This is a genomic window from Stenotrophomonas sp. PvP093, from assembly GCF_017876915.1.
GTDB lineage: Bacteria > Pseudomonadota > Gammaproteobacteria > Xanthomonadales > Xanthomonadaceae > Stenotrophomonas > Stenotrophomonas muris.
Map to the genome: position 1 here is coordinate 657,511 of NZ_JAGIOX010000004.1, position 13,433 is coordinate 670,943.

Consider the following 13,433-nt stretch of genomic DNA (forward strand, 5'->3'; position numbering starts at 1 on the left):
AGCAGGCAACGTGTCGGTCGGAAGTTCCGGTAGTGCCGGCCGCCGGCCGGCAGTGTCGACCCAGGTCGACACCCACCGAGCGATGCGCGGGCAGTTCGGTTTACGCGCCCAGCGCGTAACCGAACTGCTGCTTGAACTGCTCGTTGAACTCATCGAAGGTGAAGCGCTGGTTCTGCGTGCCCGGGTGCTCGACCTTCAGTGCGCCCATCAGGTTGCCCATGCGGCCGATGGTCAGCCAGTCGTAGCCCTTCTGGATGCCGTAGATCAGGCCGGCGCGGAAGGCGTCGCCACAGCCGGTCGGGTCGACCACGCGGCGCTCGTGCGCCGGCGGGATGTCGTAGCTCGTTTCCGGGGTGTGGATGACCGCGCCCTTCGGGCCGCGGGTGGTGATGTAGGCCTTGACCCGGCTGACGATCTCCTTTTCGTCCCAGCCGGTGCGTTCCTGCAGCAGGTTCGACTCGTAGTCGTTGACCACCACGTAGTCGGCCTGGTCGATGAAGGCGCGCAGCTCGGGGCCGTTGAACAGCGGCATGGCCTGGCCCGGGTCGAAGATGAACGGGATGCCGTCCTCGTGGAATTCCTGCGCGTTCTGGATCATGCCTTCGCGGCCATCCGGGCCGACCAGGCCCAGGGTCACGCCCGGCACGCCGCGCACATGGTTCTCGTAGGAACGCATCATCGCGCCCGGGTGGAAGGCGGTGATCTGGTTGTTGTCGTGGTCGGTGGTGATGAACGCCTGCGGGGTGAACAGCTCATCGATCACGCGCACGCGCGACAGGTCGATGCCCAGGCCTTCGAAATACTCGCGGTACGGGCCGAAGTCCGAGCCCACGGTGCCCATCGGGATCGGCTGGCCGCCCAGCAGGTGCAGGTTGTAGGCGATGTTGCCGGCGCAGCCGCCGAACTCGCGGCGCATGCGCGGCACCAGGAAGGACACGTTCAGGATGTGCACCTTGTCCGGCAGGATGTGATTCTTGAACTGGTCCGGAAACACCATGATGGTGTCGAAGGCAAGAGAACCACAGATCAGAGCGGACATCGATGTAAGCCTATGCGGTGAATTTTGGGGTGGGCCAGCCCGGTTCAGCGGGCAAGCAAACGGCGCCCTTGGGCGCCCGACGGCGCAAAGGTTACCCGCTGGTGCCGCTCAGGGCCAGAACCGGGTGATGCCCGATCAGGCCGAAAGCCTGTGAAGACGCGGGTTCAGCTAGTTTTTTCCTTGCTCGGCGGCAGGCGGGTTGCTAGGCTTGTCGGCCTCGATTTCTGCCCATTTTTTCGCCATCCCGCGGCGGGCACGACACCCCTCAGGACTCCTTCCTCAGATGTTCAAGAAACTCCGTGGCATGTTCTCCAACGACCTGTCCATCGACCTGGGCACGGCCAACACCCTCATCTACGTGCGCGGGCAGGGGATCGTGCTGAACGAGCCGTCGGTCGTGGCCGTGCGCCAGGACCGTGCCATCGGTGGCACCCGCTCGGTGGCAGCCGTGGGCGCCGAAGCCAAGCAGATGCTGGGCCGTACCCCGGGTCACATCACCACCATCCGCCCGATGAAGGACGGCGTCATCGCCGACTTCACCTACACCGAGGCGATGCTCAAGCACTTCATCAAGAAGGTGCACAAATCGCGCGTGCTGCGCCCGAGCCCGCGCGTGCTGGTCTGCGTGCCGGCCGGCTCGACCCAGGTCGAGCGCCGCGCGATCAAGGAATCGGCCGAGGAAGCCGGTGCCCGTGACGTGTTCCTGATCGAAGAACCGATGGCGGCCGCGATCGGCGCCGGCATGCCGGTCACCGAGGCCCGTGGCTCGATGGTCATCGACATCGGCGGCGGCACCACCGAAGTGGCGGTGATCTCGCTCAACGGCATCGTCTATTCGGCCTCGGTCCGCATCGGCGGCGACCGCTTCGACGAGTCGATCACCAACTACGTGCGCCGCAACCACGGCATGCTGATCGGTGAAGCCACCGCCGAGCGCATCAAGGTCGAGCTGGGCTGCGCCTACCCGCAGGCGGAAGTGATCGAGATGGAAATCTCCGGCCGCAACCTCGCCGAGGGCGTGCCGAAGATGATCAAGATCAGCTCCAACGAGGTGCTCGAGGCCCTGCACGAGCCGCTGTCGGGCATCGTCAGCGCGGTCAAGCTGGCGCTGGAGCAGACCCCGCCGGAACTGTGCGCCGACGTCGCCGAGCGCGGCATCGTGCTGACCGGTGGTGGCGCCCTGCTGCGCGACCTGGACCGCCTGATCTCCGAGGAAACCGGCCTGCACGTGCAGGTGGCCGACGATCCGCTGACCTGCGTGGCCCGCGGTGGCGGCCGTGCGCTGGAGCTGGTGGACATGCACGGCAACGAGTTCTTTGCGCCGGAATAAGCCGTCCCGGCCGTTCCTGCCTGCCGCGCCCTTCCGGGGTGCGGCCCGCCGTGATGGCGGGCCGGCACCGGCGGGGCGCCCGCGTGTTTCCCTTTCGCCTTCTGCCAGTTGAATCGTTGCCGTGCCGCCCTACGCCGGTCCTCCCGTTGCCTCCCGATCCGGTGATGCCGCCAGCCCCCTGCGGTTGCTGGCCTATCTCGCGTTGGCCATCACCCTGATCGTGCTCGATGACCAGGCCGGCTGGCTGGCGCGCCTGCGCGAGCAGGCCAACAGCCTGGTGCAGCCGGTATGGGCGCTGGCCGGCCTGCCCGGCAAGCTCGGCAACCAGGTCAAGGATTCCGCCGCCAGCCATACCCAGCTGGTGACCGAGAATCGCGAACTGCGCAACCAGCTGCTGCTGGCCAACGCGCGCCTGACCCGCCTGCAGACCGCCGCGCTGGACAATGCCCAGCTGCGCGAACTGCTGAACGTGGCCGAGCGCAGCGGCCTGGACGTGCAGCTGGCGCCGATCCTGGACATCGACCTGGACCCGGTGAAGCAGCGCCTGGTGCTCGACGCCGGCACCCGCGAAGGCGTGCACGTCGGCCAGGCGGTGATCGATGCCGGCGGCTTGATGGGGCAGGTGATCAGTGTCACCGGCGGCACTTCCACCGTGCTGCTGCTGACCGACCCCGACCACGCGGTGCCCGTTACCGTGGCCCGCAACGGCGTGCGCCTGATCGTCTACGGCCGCGGCGATACGCTGGAGCTACGCGACATTCCGCTCAGCGCGGGCGTGGAAGTGGGCGATGAGATCGTTACCTCCGGCCTCGGCGGGCGTTTCCCGGCCGGCTTCCCGGTCGGCACCATCACCGGCCTGCGCCCGGACGACACCCACGCCTTCCTGGTCGGCGAACTGAAGCCGGCGGCCCAGCTCGACCGCGGCCGCGACGTGCTGCTGCTGCGCCCGGGCGCGGCGATCCGCATTCCGCCGGGACTGCGCCTGCAGCTGGAAGAAACCGCTCCGGGGGGGCCGGCCACCGGCGCCAGCGTGCCTGCGGGAGCCGCGCCAGCGGCAACGACGCCGGCTCCGGCCAGCTCCCCGGTAGTGCCGGCCGCTGGCCGGCAACAGCCCTCGTCGCAAACGAGGACTGTTGCCCCCGCATCCTCCCTTACCCCCGCGCCGTTGGCGCGCCCCCCTCAACAAGAGGGGGGCTCCACCCCAGCCGGGTCCACGGTAGTGCCGGCCGCTGGCCGGCAACCGACCACGCCGGAGGCCCAGCGATGAGCCGCCTGCGCGACAACCCGTGGGTGCTGCCGGCCAGCCTGGTGGTGGCGCTGCTGCTGGGCCTGCTGCCGTTGCCGGCGCTGCTGCAGCCGCTGCGCCCGTACTGGCTGGCGCTGGTGCTGGCGTACTGGGTCATTGAAGCCCCCGAACGCGTCGGCCTGGGCATCGCCTTCGCCAGCGGCGTGGTTGCCGACCTGCTGTACGGCGGCGTGCTGGGCGAACAGGCGCTGCGGCTGGTGATGCTGGCCTTCATCCTGCAGCGCTTCCGCGCCCGCATCCGCTTCTTCCCGATGTCCCAGCAGATGCTGGCCATCGGCGGCCTGCTGTTCAACGACCGCATCGTCAGCGCGCTGGTCCACATCGTGGTGGATGAGCCGACCCTGCCGTGGTCGTACTGGTGGGCACCGCTGCTGGGCATGGGCCTGTGGCCGCTGGTGTTCGTGCTGCTGGATGCGGTGCGCTTCGGCAAGCGCGGGCGCTGAGCCATGATCCCGCGCCGCCAGGTCAAGAACCCGCACGCCGAAGCCGAACAGTTCCGCCGCCGCGCGGCGCTGGGCTTCCTGGGCGTGCTGGTCTGCCTGCTGGGCCTGGGCGGCTGGTACTTCAAGCTGCAGGTGCTGGACCACGACGTCTATGCCACGCGCTCGGAAGCCAACCGCATCAAGCCGCGGCCGGTGGTGCCCGGGCGCGGCATGATCTACGACCGCAATGGCCGCCTGCTGGCCGAGAACGTGCCGGCCTTCCGCCTGGACGTGACCCCGGACAAGGTCAAGGACATGGACGCCACCCTGGAAGGGCTGGCGAAGATCATCAACATCAGCCCGGAAGAGCTGGAAGCGTTCAACAAGTCGCGCAAGGCGCGCCGCAAGTTCCTGCCGGTCACGCTGAAGCTGCGCATGAGCGACGAGGAGATGGCGCGCTTCGCGGTCGACCGCTGGCGCTTCCCCGGCGTCGAGCTGGAGCCCTACCTGACCCGCCGCTACCCCTACGGCGATCTGTTCGCGCACATCATCGGCTACGTTGGCCGCGTTGATGACAAGGATCTGGAGATCCTCGGCGAAGGCAATGCCGCGCTGACCCACATCGGCAAGTCCGGCCTGGAGCGTTACTACGAGCAGCAGCTGCGCGGCAAGGTCGGCTACGAGCAGGTCGAGACCAACGTGCAGGGGCGCGCGATCCGCACCATCGGCCGCGTCGCCGCGCAGTCCGGCGCCGACCTGCGGCTGTCGATCGACGCCGACCTGCAGCGCGCCATGGTGGCCGCCTTCGGCGACCAGGAAGGCTCGGCGGTGGCGATGGACCCGCGCACCGGCGAAGTGCTGGCGATGGTCAGCCTGCCGTCCTACGACCCCAACCTGTTCGTCAACGGCATCTCGCATGCCGACTTCAAGGCGCTGAACGAAAACCCGTCGCGGCCGCAGTTCAACCGCCTGGTGCTCGGTGGCGTCGCCCCCGGTTCCACGCTGAAGCCGCTGATCGGCCTGGCCGGCCTGGATTCGGGCGTTCGACGCCCGGAAGACAAGGTGCTGTCCACCGGCATGTTCTATCTGCCGGGCACTTCCCGCGGCTGGGGTGACGCCCACCGTGGCGGCCATGGCTGGACCGACCTGCGCAAGTCCATCGCCGAATCGGTCAACACCTACTACTACAAGCTGGCGCTGGACCTGGGCATCGAGCGCTTCGACCATTACATGGAGTACTACGGCTTCGGCCAGCCGACCGGCATCGACCTTACCGGCGAGATCGGCGGTATCCTGCCGTCGCCGGCCTACAAGCGGAAGAGCCGCAAGGAAGCCTGGTACCCCGGTGATACGGTCAACATCAGCATCGGCCAGGGTGACTGGAAGGTCACCCCGCTGCAGCTGGCGCGCGGCGTCAGCGGTCTGGCCGATGGCCAGCTGCGCACCCCGCACCTGGTGATCCAGCAGCGCGAGGGTTTCGACAGCGACTGGTCGGCGATGCCGGCTGGCGAGAGCAAGCCGGTCAGCCCCAACCCCGCCAACGTGCAGGCCGTGCGCGAGGGCATGATGGCGACCATGCGGCCCGGCGGCAGCGGCTGGCGCGTGGCGGTGGGTGCGCCGTACGTGATGGCCGGCAAGACCGGTACCGCGCAGGTCATCAGCCGAAAGGGCACGGCGGCGGTGAATCCGAAGAGCCTGCCGATGCACCTGCGCCACCGCGCGCTGTTCGTCGGCTTCGCACCGGTGGAAAACCCGGTGATCGCGATCGCGGTGGCCGTGGAAGGCGGCGGCTATGGTGGTTCGGCGGCCGCGCCGATCGCACGCAAGGTGTTCGATGCCTACCTGCTGGGCAAGATGCCCGAAGGCATGCAGCCACTGGACAGCGAGCGCGGCACCACCGCCATCGGCGCCACCGCGTTCGACAACGAAGATGCCGGCGCGCGCCAGGCTGGCGACCTCGCCGCGGCGCAGCTGGGTGAACATCCGGTGCTGGTCGGCGTGCCGGCGCCGGAACCTGTACCCGCACCGCAGCCGGCGACGCCGGCCGCCGCCGTGTTGCCCGCCACGCCACGCCCGACCGTCGCGGAGCCCGTACGATGAGAGTGTTCCTGCGCTGGGCCGGCGACATGCTGCGCCGCTTCTTCAGCACGCTGGACTGGGTGCTGTGCCTGGCCCTGGGGACGCTGATGGTGATCGGCCTGGCCACCCTGAAGAGCGCCGGTGGCGACAGCCTGGTGATGGCCCAGGGCGCGCGCTTCGCTGTGGGCATGGCCGCGCTGTGGGGCATCTCGCGGGTGCCGATCCTGCGCATCCGCTCGGCTACGCCGATGATCTACGCGATCTCGATGATCCCGTTGCTGGCGGTGTTCGTGCTGGGCACCGGCAAGTACGGCCGGCAGTGGCTGGACCTGAAGTTCTTCTACCTGCAGCCGGCCGAGCTGCTGAAGGTCAGCCTGCCGATGATGGTGGCCTGGTACCTGCACAAGATGCCGCTGCCGCCGCGCTTCAACACCGTGCTCGTGGCCCTGGTCATCATCGGCGTGCCCACCGGCCTGGTGATGCTGCAGCCGGACTTCGGTACTGGTGTGCTGATCGCTGCCAGTGGCGTGTTCGTGCTGTTGTTGGCCGGCCTGCCGTGGTGGTGGGTCGGCCTGGGCGTGGGTGGCGTGGCCGCGGTCGCGCCGGTGGCCTGGTTCTGGTTGCTGCGGCCGTACCAGAAGGACCGCATCATGATGTTCCTGGACCCGGAGATGGATGCGCTGGGGGCCGGGTGGAACATCATCCAGTCGAAGATCGCGATCGGTTCCGGCGGCTTCGATGGCAAGGGCTGGGGCGAGGGCTCGCAGTCGCACCTGAACTTCATTCCCGAACAGACCACCGACTTCGCGTTCTCGGTGCTGAGCGAGGAGTTCGGCTGGATCGGCGTGGCCACCGTGCTGGCGCTGTACCTGGTGGTGATCGGGCGCTGCCTGTGGATCGCCAGCCAGTCGCGCGATTCGTATTCGCGCCTGCTGGCCGGCGCCACCGGCCTGGCGTTCTTCGTCTATGTGCTGGTGAACGGCGGGATGATTTCCGGCCTGCTGCCGGTGGTGGGCGTGCCGATGCCGCTGATCAGCTACGGCGGTACCTCGGCGGTGTCACTGCTGGCCGGCTTCGGATTGGTGATGGCGGTGCGCAGTCACAACCCGGTGCACGGCGGCTACGGCTGAGTACGGCGTCGGGGTCAGATCCCTTTTTCCACAGGGAAAAGGGAGCTGACCCCACAGCCCGGCTACGGAGATCAGAAGCACCCTGACAGCTTCACGCAAGCGCCCGTTGCTAGCGTGCTGCGCGTGGAATGGAAACGACTGTTTGGCGGCTGCCGTGAGGCAGTGCGCACGATCGATCTGCCGTTGCTGGTCGCATTGCTGATCCTGATGGGCGCGGGCCTGGCGGTGCTGCACAGTGTGTCCGGGCCGGTGGCCGGGCAGGCGGCGCGCTTTGCGGGTGGACTGCTGGCGATGTGGCTGCTGTCACGTGTTTCGCTGCTGCGCCTGCGCGCGTGGACACCAGCGTTGTACGCGCTGTCGATGCTGCCGCTGATGGCGGTGTATGTGATCGGCACCGGCAAATATGGGCAGCGCTGGCTCAACCTCGGCGTGTTCTACCTGCAACCGTCGGAGCTGCTCAAGCTCAGCCTGCCGTTGATGATGGCCTGGTACCTGCACCGGCAGCCGCTGCCGCCGTCGCCGCGCACGGTACTGACCGCCGCGGTGCTGATCGGTGCGCCGGCGGTGTTGATCCTGATGCAGCCCAACCTCGGCACCGCCACGCTGGTCACCGCCAGCGGCGTGTTCGCGTTGTTGCTGGCGGGCCTGCACTGGGGCTGGGTAGCGACCGGCGCGGCGGGGCTGGCAGTGGCCGCGCCGCTGGCGTGGTTCGGTCTGCTGCGTCAGTACCAGAAGGATCGTGTGTTGACCTTCCTCGACCCGGCGGCCGACCCGCTTGGCACCGGCTGGAACATCCTGCAGTCACGCATCGCGATCGGCTCCGGGGGATGGCAGGGACGCGGCTGGGGGCAGGGCACCCAGGCCACGCTGGATTTCCTCCCCGAATACACCACCGACTTCGCGTTTTCGGTGCTGGCCGAAGAGTTCGGCTGGATCGGCGTGGCGACGCTGTTCGCGCTGTACCTGTTCGTGGTCGGGCGTTGCCTGTGGATTGCCGTGCACGCGCGCGACACGCATGCACGGTTGCTGGCCGGCAGCCTGGGGCTGGCGTTCTTCGTCTACGTGCTGGTGAACGGCGGAATGATTTCCGGCCTGCTGCCGGTGGTGGGCATTCCGATGCCGCTGATCAGCTACGGCGGGACATCGGCGGTTTCGCTGTTGGCCGGCATCGGGTTGGTGATGGCGGTACGCGGGCACCGGCCCGTGCACGGGGGATAGGGTTTCCAGCCAACGGCGCAGCCCCTCGTGGGCGGTGTCTGGGTGGCTGCGGAAAGCAGAAGCCGCGGGTGGGCCGGTCGGGTTGGGTACGCGGGGGACGCCGTGAATCCGTCCCTGGAGGCTTGGCAGCCGCATCCATGCGGCTGACACCCCCGCGTACCCAACCCGACCGGCTTCTGACAGATTTCGGAGGTCTGCCACCCACGGAGAAGAAAAAGAAGATCAAAAGCGGATCGCGACGCTGCGCTTGCTCGTGAGCCGAGCATGGCTCGGCTCTACACACGGCAATGAAGCGACCCGCCAGGCCGCCTTTGCTTTTGATCTTCTCTTTACTTCGCCGTGGGTAGACGCGCACGGAACCTGTCCGTGGCCGGGTAGAGGGGCTGCGCAGGGGCGTGAGCCGCATGGATGCGGCGACCGAGCTTACATGGACGTACTTGCAGCGGCCCCTGCGCAGCCCGTCTACCCGGCCCCACCCATGAACTGCTTTTCGCGGCCACCCACGAGGGGCTGCGCCGTTGGCTGGAAACTTCCTGACTGCGCAACGCCCGTTGTGTAAGCGTTCTCACACCGATGCACGACAGCACGCCCGCTGACGAAAGTCCGCAAAAAACGTTAGCTGGTTCACACTTTTACACCGCGTTGATCTTGATCAATGGACTTGTCGTAATCGGCCTGCACAATGGCGGCCCGTTCGGCACGGCGCGCCGTCAATCGTTGCAGCGCGAGGGGGCGTCGGGCGGGAAGCAGTACTGATCCAACGGGTACAGGGAGCGCGGGGTACTGCCACTGGGGAGCGGCAGCCGCGCAGGTACCGACCGGATCCGGTCGCCGGTTGCGTCTGCGGGGATGGGGACGCAACCGGCAACCTCTATCTGAATGGGGAAGGGCGATCACGGTGCCTTCACATTTCCCGCTGGTCGCAGGCAAATCGTTGTGATTCATGGTGTTAGGGGTTTTAATTCATCCATGACCTGCTAACCTGCGACGATGATTCGACGCACTCTGGCCTGCATGCTCACCCTCGGCCTGGTCGCCTGCGCGACCCAGCCGAAGTCCCCACCGTCTTCGCCCCAGGCCAGCAGTACGCCGCGCCAGCCCGCCGCCAAGGCCCATGGCCCGGCCGAGGCCGCGCCTGAAGCCACCGCCGCCACCGCGGCGCCTGTCGATCTCACCCCGGTGCCGTTCGAGGTCGCACGGGCCCGCTTCATTGCCGATACCGCCAAGCGCTATGGCCTGAAGCCGGAGCAGATCAGCAGCGTGCTCGACCAGGCGCAGGTGCGCCAGCCGATCATCGCCGCGATGTCGCGCCCGGCCGAACGGGTCAAGCCGTGGAATGAGTACCGGCCGATGTTCATCAGCAAGGCGCGCATCGATGGCGGCCGCGCGTTCCTGGCCGAACACCGCGCCGAACTGGATCGCGTGCAGCAGCGCACCGGCGTGCCGGCCGAAGTGATCGTCGCGATCATCGGTGTGGAAACCAGCTACGGCAGGAATGCTGGCAGCCATCGCGTGCTCGATGCGCTGTACACGCTGGCGTTCTATTACCCGCGCAGCGGCGACCCGGCCAAGCTGGAACGCGAAGTGCGCCGCGAGCTGTTCTTCCGCGATGAGCTGGCCAAGCTGTTCGAGTTGGGCCACGAAGAGAAACTGGATATCACCACGCTCAAGGGCAGTTATGCCGGTGCGATGGGCATGGGCCAGTTCATGCCGTCCAGCTATCTCGACTACGCCGTGGACGGAAACGGTGATGGCCGCCGCGACCTGTTCACCAGCTACGACGACGTGTTCTCGTCCATCGCCAACTACTTCGTGAAGAAGGGCGGCTGGGTGCGTGGCGGGCAGGTGGCCGTGCCGGCCACGCTGGCGCCGGGCCGCGAGGAGTTCAACCCGACCGAATGGATGCCGACCTGGACGATGGCCGACCTGGCGCAGCGCGGCTACCAGCCGGGCGCGCCGGTGCAGCCGGGCGCCACCGCCACGCCGATCACGCTTGAAGGCAGCACCGGCAAGCAGTACTGGCTGGGCTTCCAGAACTACTACGCGATCACCCGCTACAACCTCTCGAAGATGTACGCGATGGCCGTGTTCCAGTTGTCCCAGGCCATCGCCGGACAGGAGCTGCCCCCGGCATGAACATCAGATGGCTGGTCCCAGGCTTGATCGTCCTCGCGCTGGCTGCCTGCAGCAGCGCGCCGAAGAAGCCGGCCACGGCCGGCCATGGTGGCAAGTCCGGCGGCACGCTGGTGCAGGGGCGTGGCTCGCGCCCGGCACACTGCCCGGAAGGGTCACCGTACGCGGCGGCCAAGGAAGACCTGAGCACCCGCGGCAACTACACTGCCGGTGGCCTGTACAAGCCGGGCGTGCGTGACAGCACGCCGGATTACATTCCCAACGTGGCCTGCATTCCCGAGCCGGAAGTGACCGCCGAGGAGCGCTCGGCGATCGGCAACAAGTCGCCGTACGTGGTGCTGGGGAAGTCGTACAAGGTGCTCGACGATACCCACGACTATGTCGAGCGCGGTACCGCGTCGTACTACGGCGCCAAGTTCCATGGCCGCCTGACCTCCAACCGCGAGGTCTACGACATGTACCAGTTTACCGCCGCGCACAAGACGCTGCCGCTGCCCAGCTTCGCCCGCGTGACCAACCTCGACAATGGCGAGTCGGTGATCGTGCGCGTCAACGACCGCGGCCCGTTCCACGATGGTCGCGTGGTCGATCTCAGTTATGCCGCCGCCGTGCGCCTGGGCATCACCCAGCGCGGTACCGGCAACGTGGAAGTGCGCGCGCTGCAGCCGGGCGAGAGCAACCTGCTGGCGCAGAAGCCGTCCCGCCGCGAGCGTCGTGCCGCCGAAGCGGCAGCTGCGGTGGCCAGTGCACGCCCGGCAGCGACCGCGCGCGCCACTGCCGACAGCGATATCGATCGCCTGGTCAAGCGCCTGCCGGCCGATGGCATGCCGGCACGCGGCCAGCCGGCCACCACCCAGGGCGTGGCCAGCACCGTGCCGGACGTGGCGGTCAGCAGCCTGCCGCCGAGTGCACCGCTGCGCAGCACCGCACCGGCGCCGGTTGCAGTCGCCAGCGCCGCGCCGCGCGCCGTCGCGCCGGCACCCGTGCGCACCGTCGCCGCCACGCCGGCGGCACCCAGCCTGTCGCAGCAGGTGGTGGGCGCGGTGATGGTGCAGGTCGCCAGCTTCTCCAGTCGCGACAACGCCAACCGTGCGATGGGCCAGCTCAACGCTGCCGGCATCGTCGGCGCGACCATCAGCGACATCGCCGCCGGTGGCCGCACCCTGTTCCGTCTGCGCGTTCCTGCCACCGACCATGCCAGTGCCGCGGAACTTGCCGGCCGCATCGCCGGTCTGGGCCTGGGTTCGCCGCAGATCGTCAAGGATTGATCCGCCCGGGCCGGTGCTGCCGGCCCAGGCTCCCCCGGCCTTACAATGGCCGTTACGTTCCACCCTCCATTCCCGGCCGTCCCCTGGAGCCTGCTGTCCAATGAATTTCCGTTCCGCCGCCACCGCCCTGGCCGCCACCCTGGTGGTGGGCCTGGCTTCCGCCCAGACGCCGCTGCCGACCCCGGCCACGCCGGCGCCTGCCGCCGCCGCTGCCGCCCCGGCCACCGTCGCGACCCCGCCGGCCCCGGCCCCGAGCGTGTCCAAGGCCTGGGTCCTGATGGACTACGCCACCGGCCAGGTGCTGGCCGGCGAGAACATCCACGAGCAGCTGGCCCCGGCCAGCATCACCAAGGTGATGACGTCGTACGTGGTTGCCGCCGAGGTCAAGAACGGCAAGGTCCGTGCAGATGACCAGGTGATGATGAGCGAGCGCGCCTGGCGCGAAGGTGGCGCCGGTACCGACGGCAGCTACAGCGGCTTCCCGGTCAACCAGACCGCACGCCTGGAAGACATGGAAAAGGGCATGGCGATCCAGTCCGGCAATGACGCCGCGATCGCCCTGGCCGAGCATGTGGCCGGCAGCGAAGAGGCCTTTGCGTCGCTGATGAACAGCTACGCCGCCAAGATCGGCATGAAGGACTCGCACTTCGTCAACGCCCACGGCCTGACCGCACAGGGCCACCACAGCACCGCCTACGACCTGGCGCTGCTGGGCCGCGCGATGGTGCGTGATTACCCGGAAACCTACGCGTACAACAAGATCAAGGAATTCCAGGTCGGCAACATCAAGCAGCCGAACCGCAACCTGCTGCTGTGGCGCGATGGCAGCGTGGATGGCATCAAGACCGGCCACACGTCCGAAGCCGGCTACTGCCTGATGAGCTCGGCCCAGCGTGGCGACCAGCGCCTGATCGCCGTAGTGCTGGGTGGTGCGTCGGAGAAGCAGCGTGCCGACGACAGCCTGGCCCTGCTGAACTGGGGTTTCCGCTTCTTCGAGACCCACCGCCTGTACGAGCCGGGCAAGGCCGTGGCCGAGCACAAGGTCTGGAAGGGCACCACCGACAAGGTACAGCTGGGCGTGGCCCAGCCGATGCTGGTGAGCGTGCCGCGCGGCCGCTACAACGACCTGAAGCCGAGCATCGACGTGCCCAAGACCCTGGAAGCACCGTTCACTGCCGGCCAGCAGATCGGCACCGTGAAGGTCACGCTGGATGGCAAGGTCATCGCCGAGGCACCGCTGGTGGCCGTGGCCGCCGTCGAGCAGGCCGGCTTCTTCAAGCGCCTGTGGGACAGCTTCTGGATGTGGTGGGAATCGGAATGATCCACGCCTTGGCGTGGTGAACGAAAAGGCCGGCAAATGCCGGCCTTTTCTGTTTCGGAAGGCCGCTTCCCCCCGCACGCGGGGGGTACAGCCGGCCGCTGGCCGGCTCCGCGTGAGCCCATCCGGATGCGGGTCGTGCCGGCCGCTGGCCGGCTCCCCATGAACCCACCCGGATGCGGGTAGAGCC

The 13,433-nt window shown here is 68.1% G+C and carries 10 protein-coding genes; 9 read left to right on the plus strand and 1 reads right to left on the minus strand.

Annotated elements, in window-relative coordinates:
• Positions 1-100: 100 nt before the first annotated feature.
• Positions 101-1,039 (minus strand): carbohydrate kinase family protein, encoded by a 939-nt coding sequence (locus J3A72_RS05760; protein ID WP_075076654.1) that lies wholly within the window; start codon positions 1,037-1,039, stop codon positions 101-103.
• A 283-nt stretch (positions 1,040-1,322) separates the two neighbouring features.
• Between J3A72_RS05760 and J3A72_RS05765 the strand changes: the two genes are divergently transcribed.
• The 9 genes from J3A72_RS05765 (at position 1,323) to J3A72_RS05805 (ending at position 13,246) form a co-directional block, all read left to right on the plus strand.
• Positions 1,323-2,369, plus strand: coding sequence for a rod shape-determining protein (locus tag J3A72_RS05765; RefSeq protein ID WP_005419402.1), 1,047 nt, complete (start codon positions 1,323-1,325; stop codon positions 2,367-2,369).
• 121 nt (positions 2,370-2,490) lie between these two features.
• Positions 2,491-3,636 (plus strand): rod shape-determining protein MreC, encoded by a 1,146-nt coding sequence (mreC, locus tag J3A72_RS05770; RefSeq protein WP_049406769.1) that lies wholly within the window; start codon positions 2,491-2,493, stop codon positions 3,634-3,636.
• Positions 3,633-4,118 carry a rod shape-determining protein MreD gene (gene mreD / locus J3A72_RS05775; RefSeq protein WP_005419400.1) on the plus strand — a complete coding sequence of 162 codons (486 nt, stop codon included), beginning with the start codon at positions 3,633-3,635 and terminating at the stop codon, positions 4,116-4,118. The genes mreC and mreD overlap by 4 nt, the downstream gene beginning before the upstream one ends.
• A 3-nt stretch (positions 4,119-4,121) precedes the next feature.
• Positions 4,122-6,197 carry a penicillin-binding protein 2 gene (gene mrdA, locus J3A72_RS05780; protein WP_075076653.1) on the plus strand — a complete coding sequence of 692 codons (2,076 nt, stop codon included), beginning with the start codon at positions 4,122-4,124 and terminating at the stop codon, positions 6,195-6,197.
• On the plus strand, positions 6,194-7,306 hold the full coding sequence (gene rodA, locus J3A72_RS05785; RefSeq protein ID WP_014648447.1) for a rod shape-determining protein RodA: 1,113 nt from the start codon (positions 6,194-6,196) through the stop codon (positions 7,304-7,306). Before mrdA ends, rodA (J3A72_RS05785) begins: the two co-directional genes overlap by 4 nt.
• A gap of 123 nt (positions 7,307-7,429) precedes the next feature.
• Positions 7,430-8,524 (plus strand): rod shape-determining protein RodA, encoded by a 1,095-nt coding sequence (gene rodA / locus J3A72_RS05790; RefSeq protein WP_049406772.1) that lies wholly within the window; start codon positions 7,430-7,432, stop codon positions 8,522-8,524.
• Between the two features lie 990 nt (positions 8,525-9,514).
• Positions 9,515-10,660, plus strand: coding sequence for a lytic murein transglycosylase B (mltB, locus tag J3A72_RS05795; RefSeq protein WP_032957863.1), 1,146 nt, complete (start codon positions 9,515-9,517; stop codon positions 10,658-10,660).
• Positions 10,657-11,925, plus strand: a complete 1,269-nt coding sequence (locus J3A72_RS05800; protein ID WP_069117853.1) for a septal ring lytic transglycosylase RlpA family protein — start codon at positions 10,657-10,659, stop codon at positions 11,923-11,925. The genes mltB and J3A72_RS05800 overlap by 4 nt, the downstream gene beginning before the upstream one ends.
• Before the next feature lie 100 nt (positions 11,926-12,025).
• Positions 12,026-13,246, plus strand: a complete 1,221-nt coding sequence (locus J3A72_RS05805; RefSeq protein WP_014648443.1) for a D-alanyl-D-alanine carboxypeptidase family protein — start codon at positions 12,026-12,028, stop codon at positions 13,244-13,246.
• Positions 13,247-13,433: the final 187 nt, after the last annotated feature.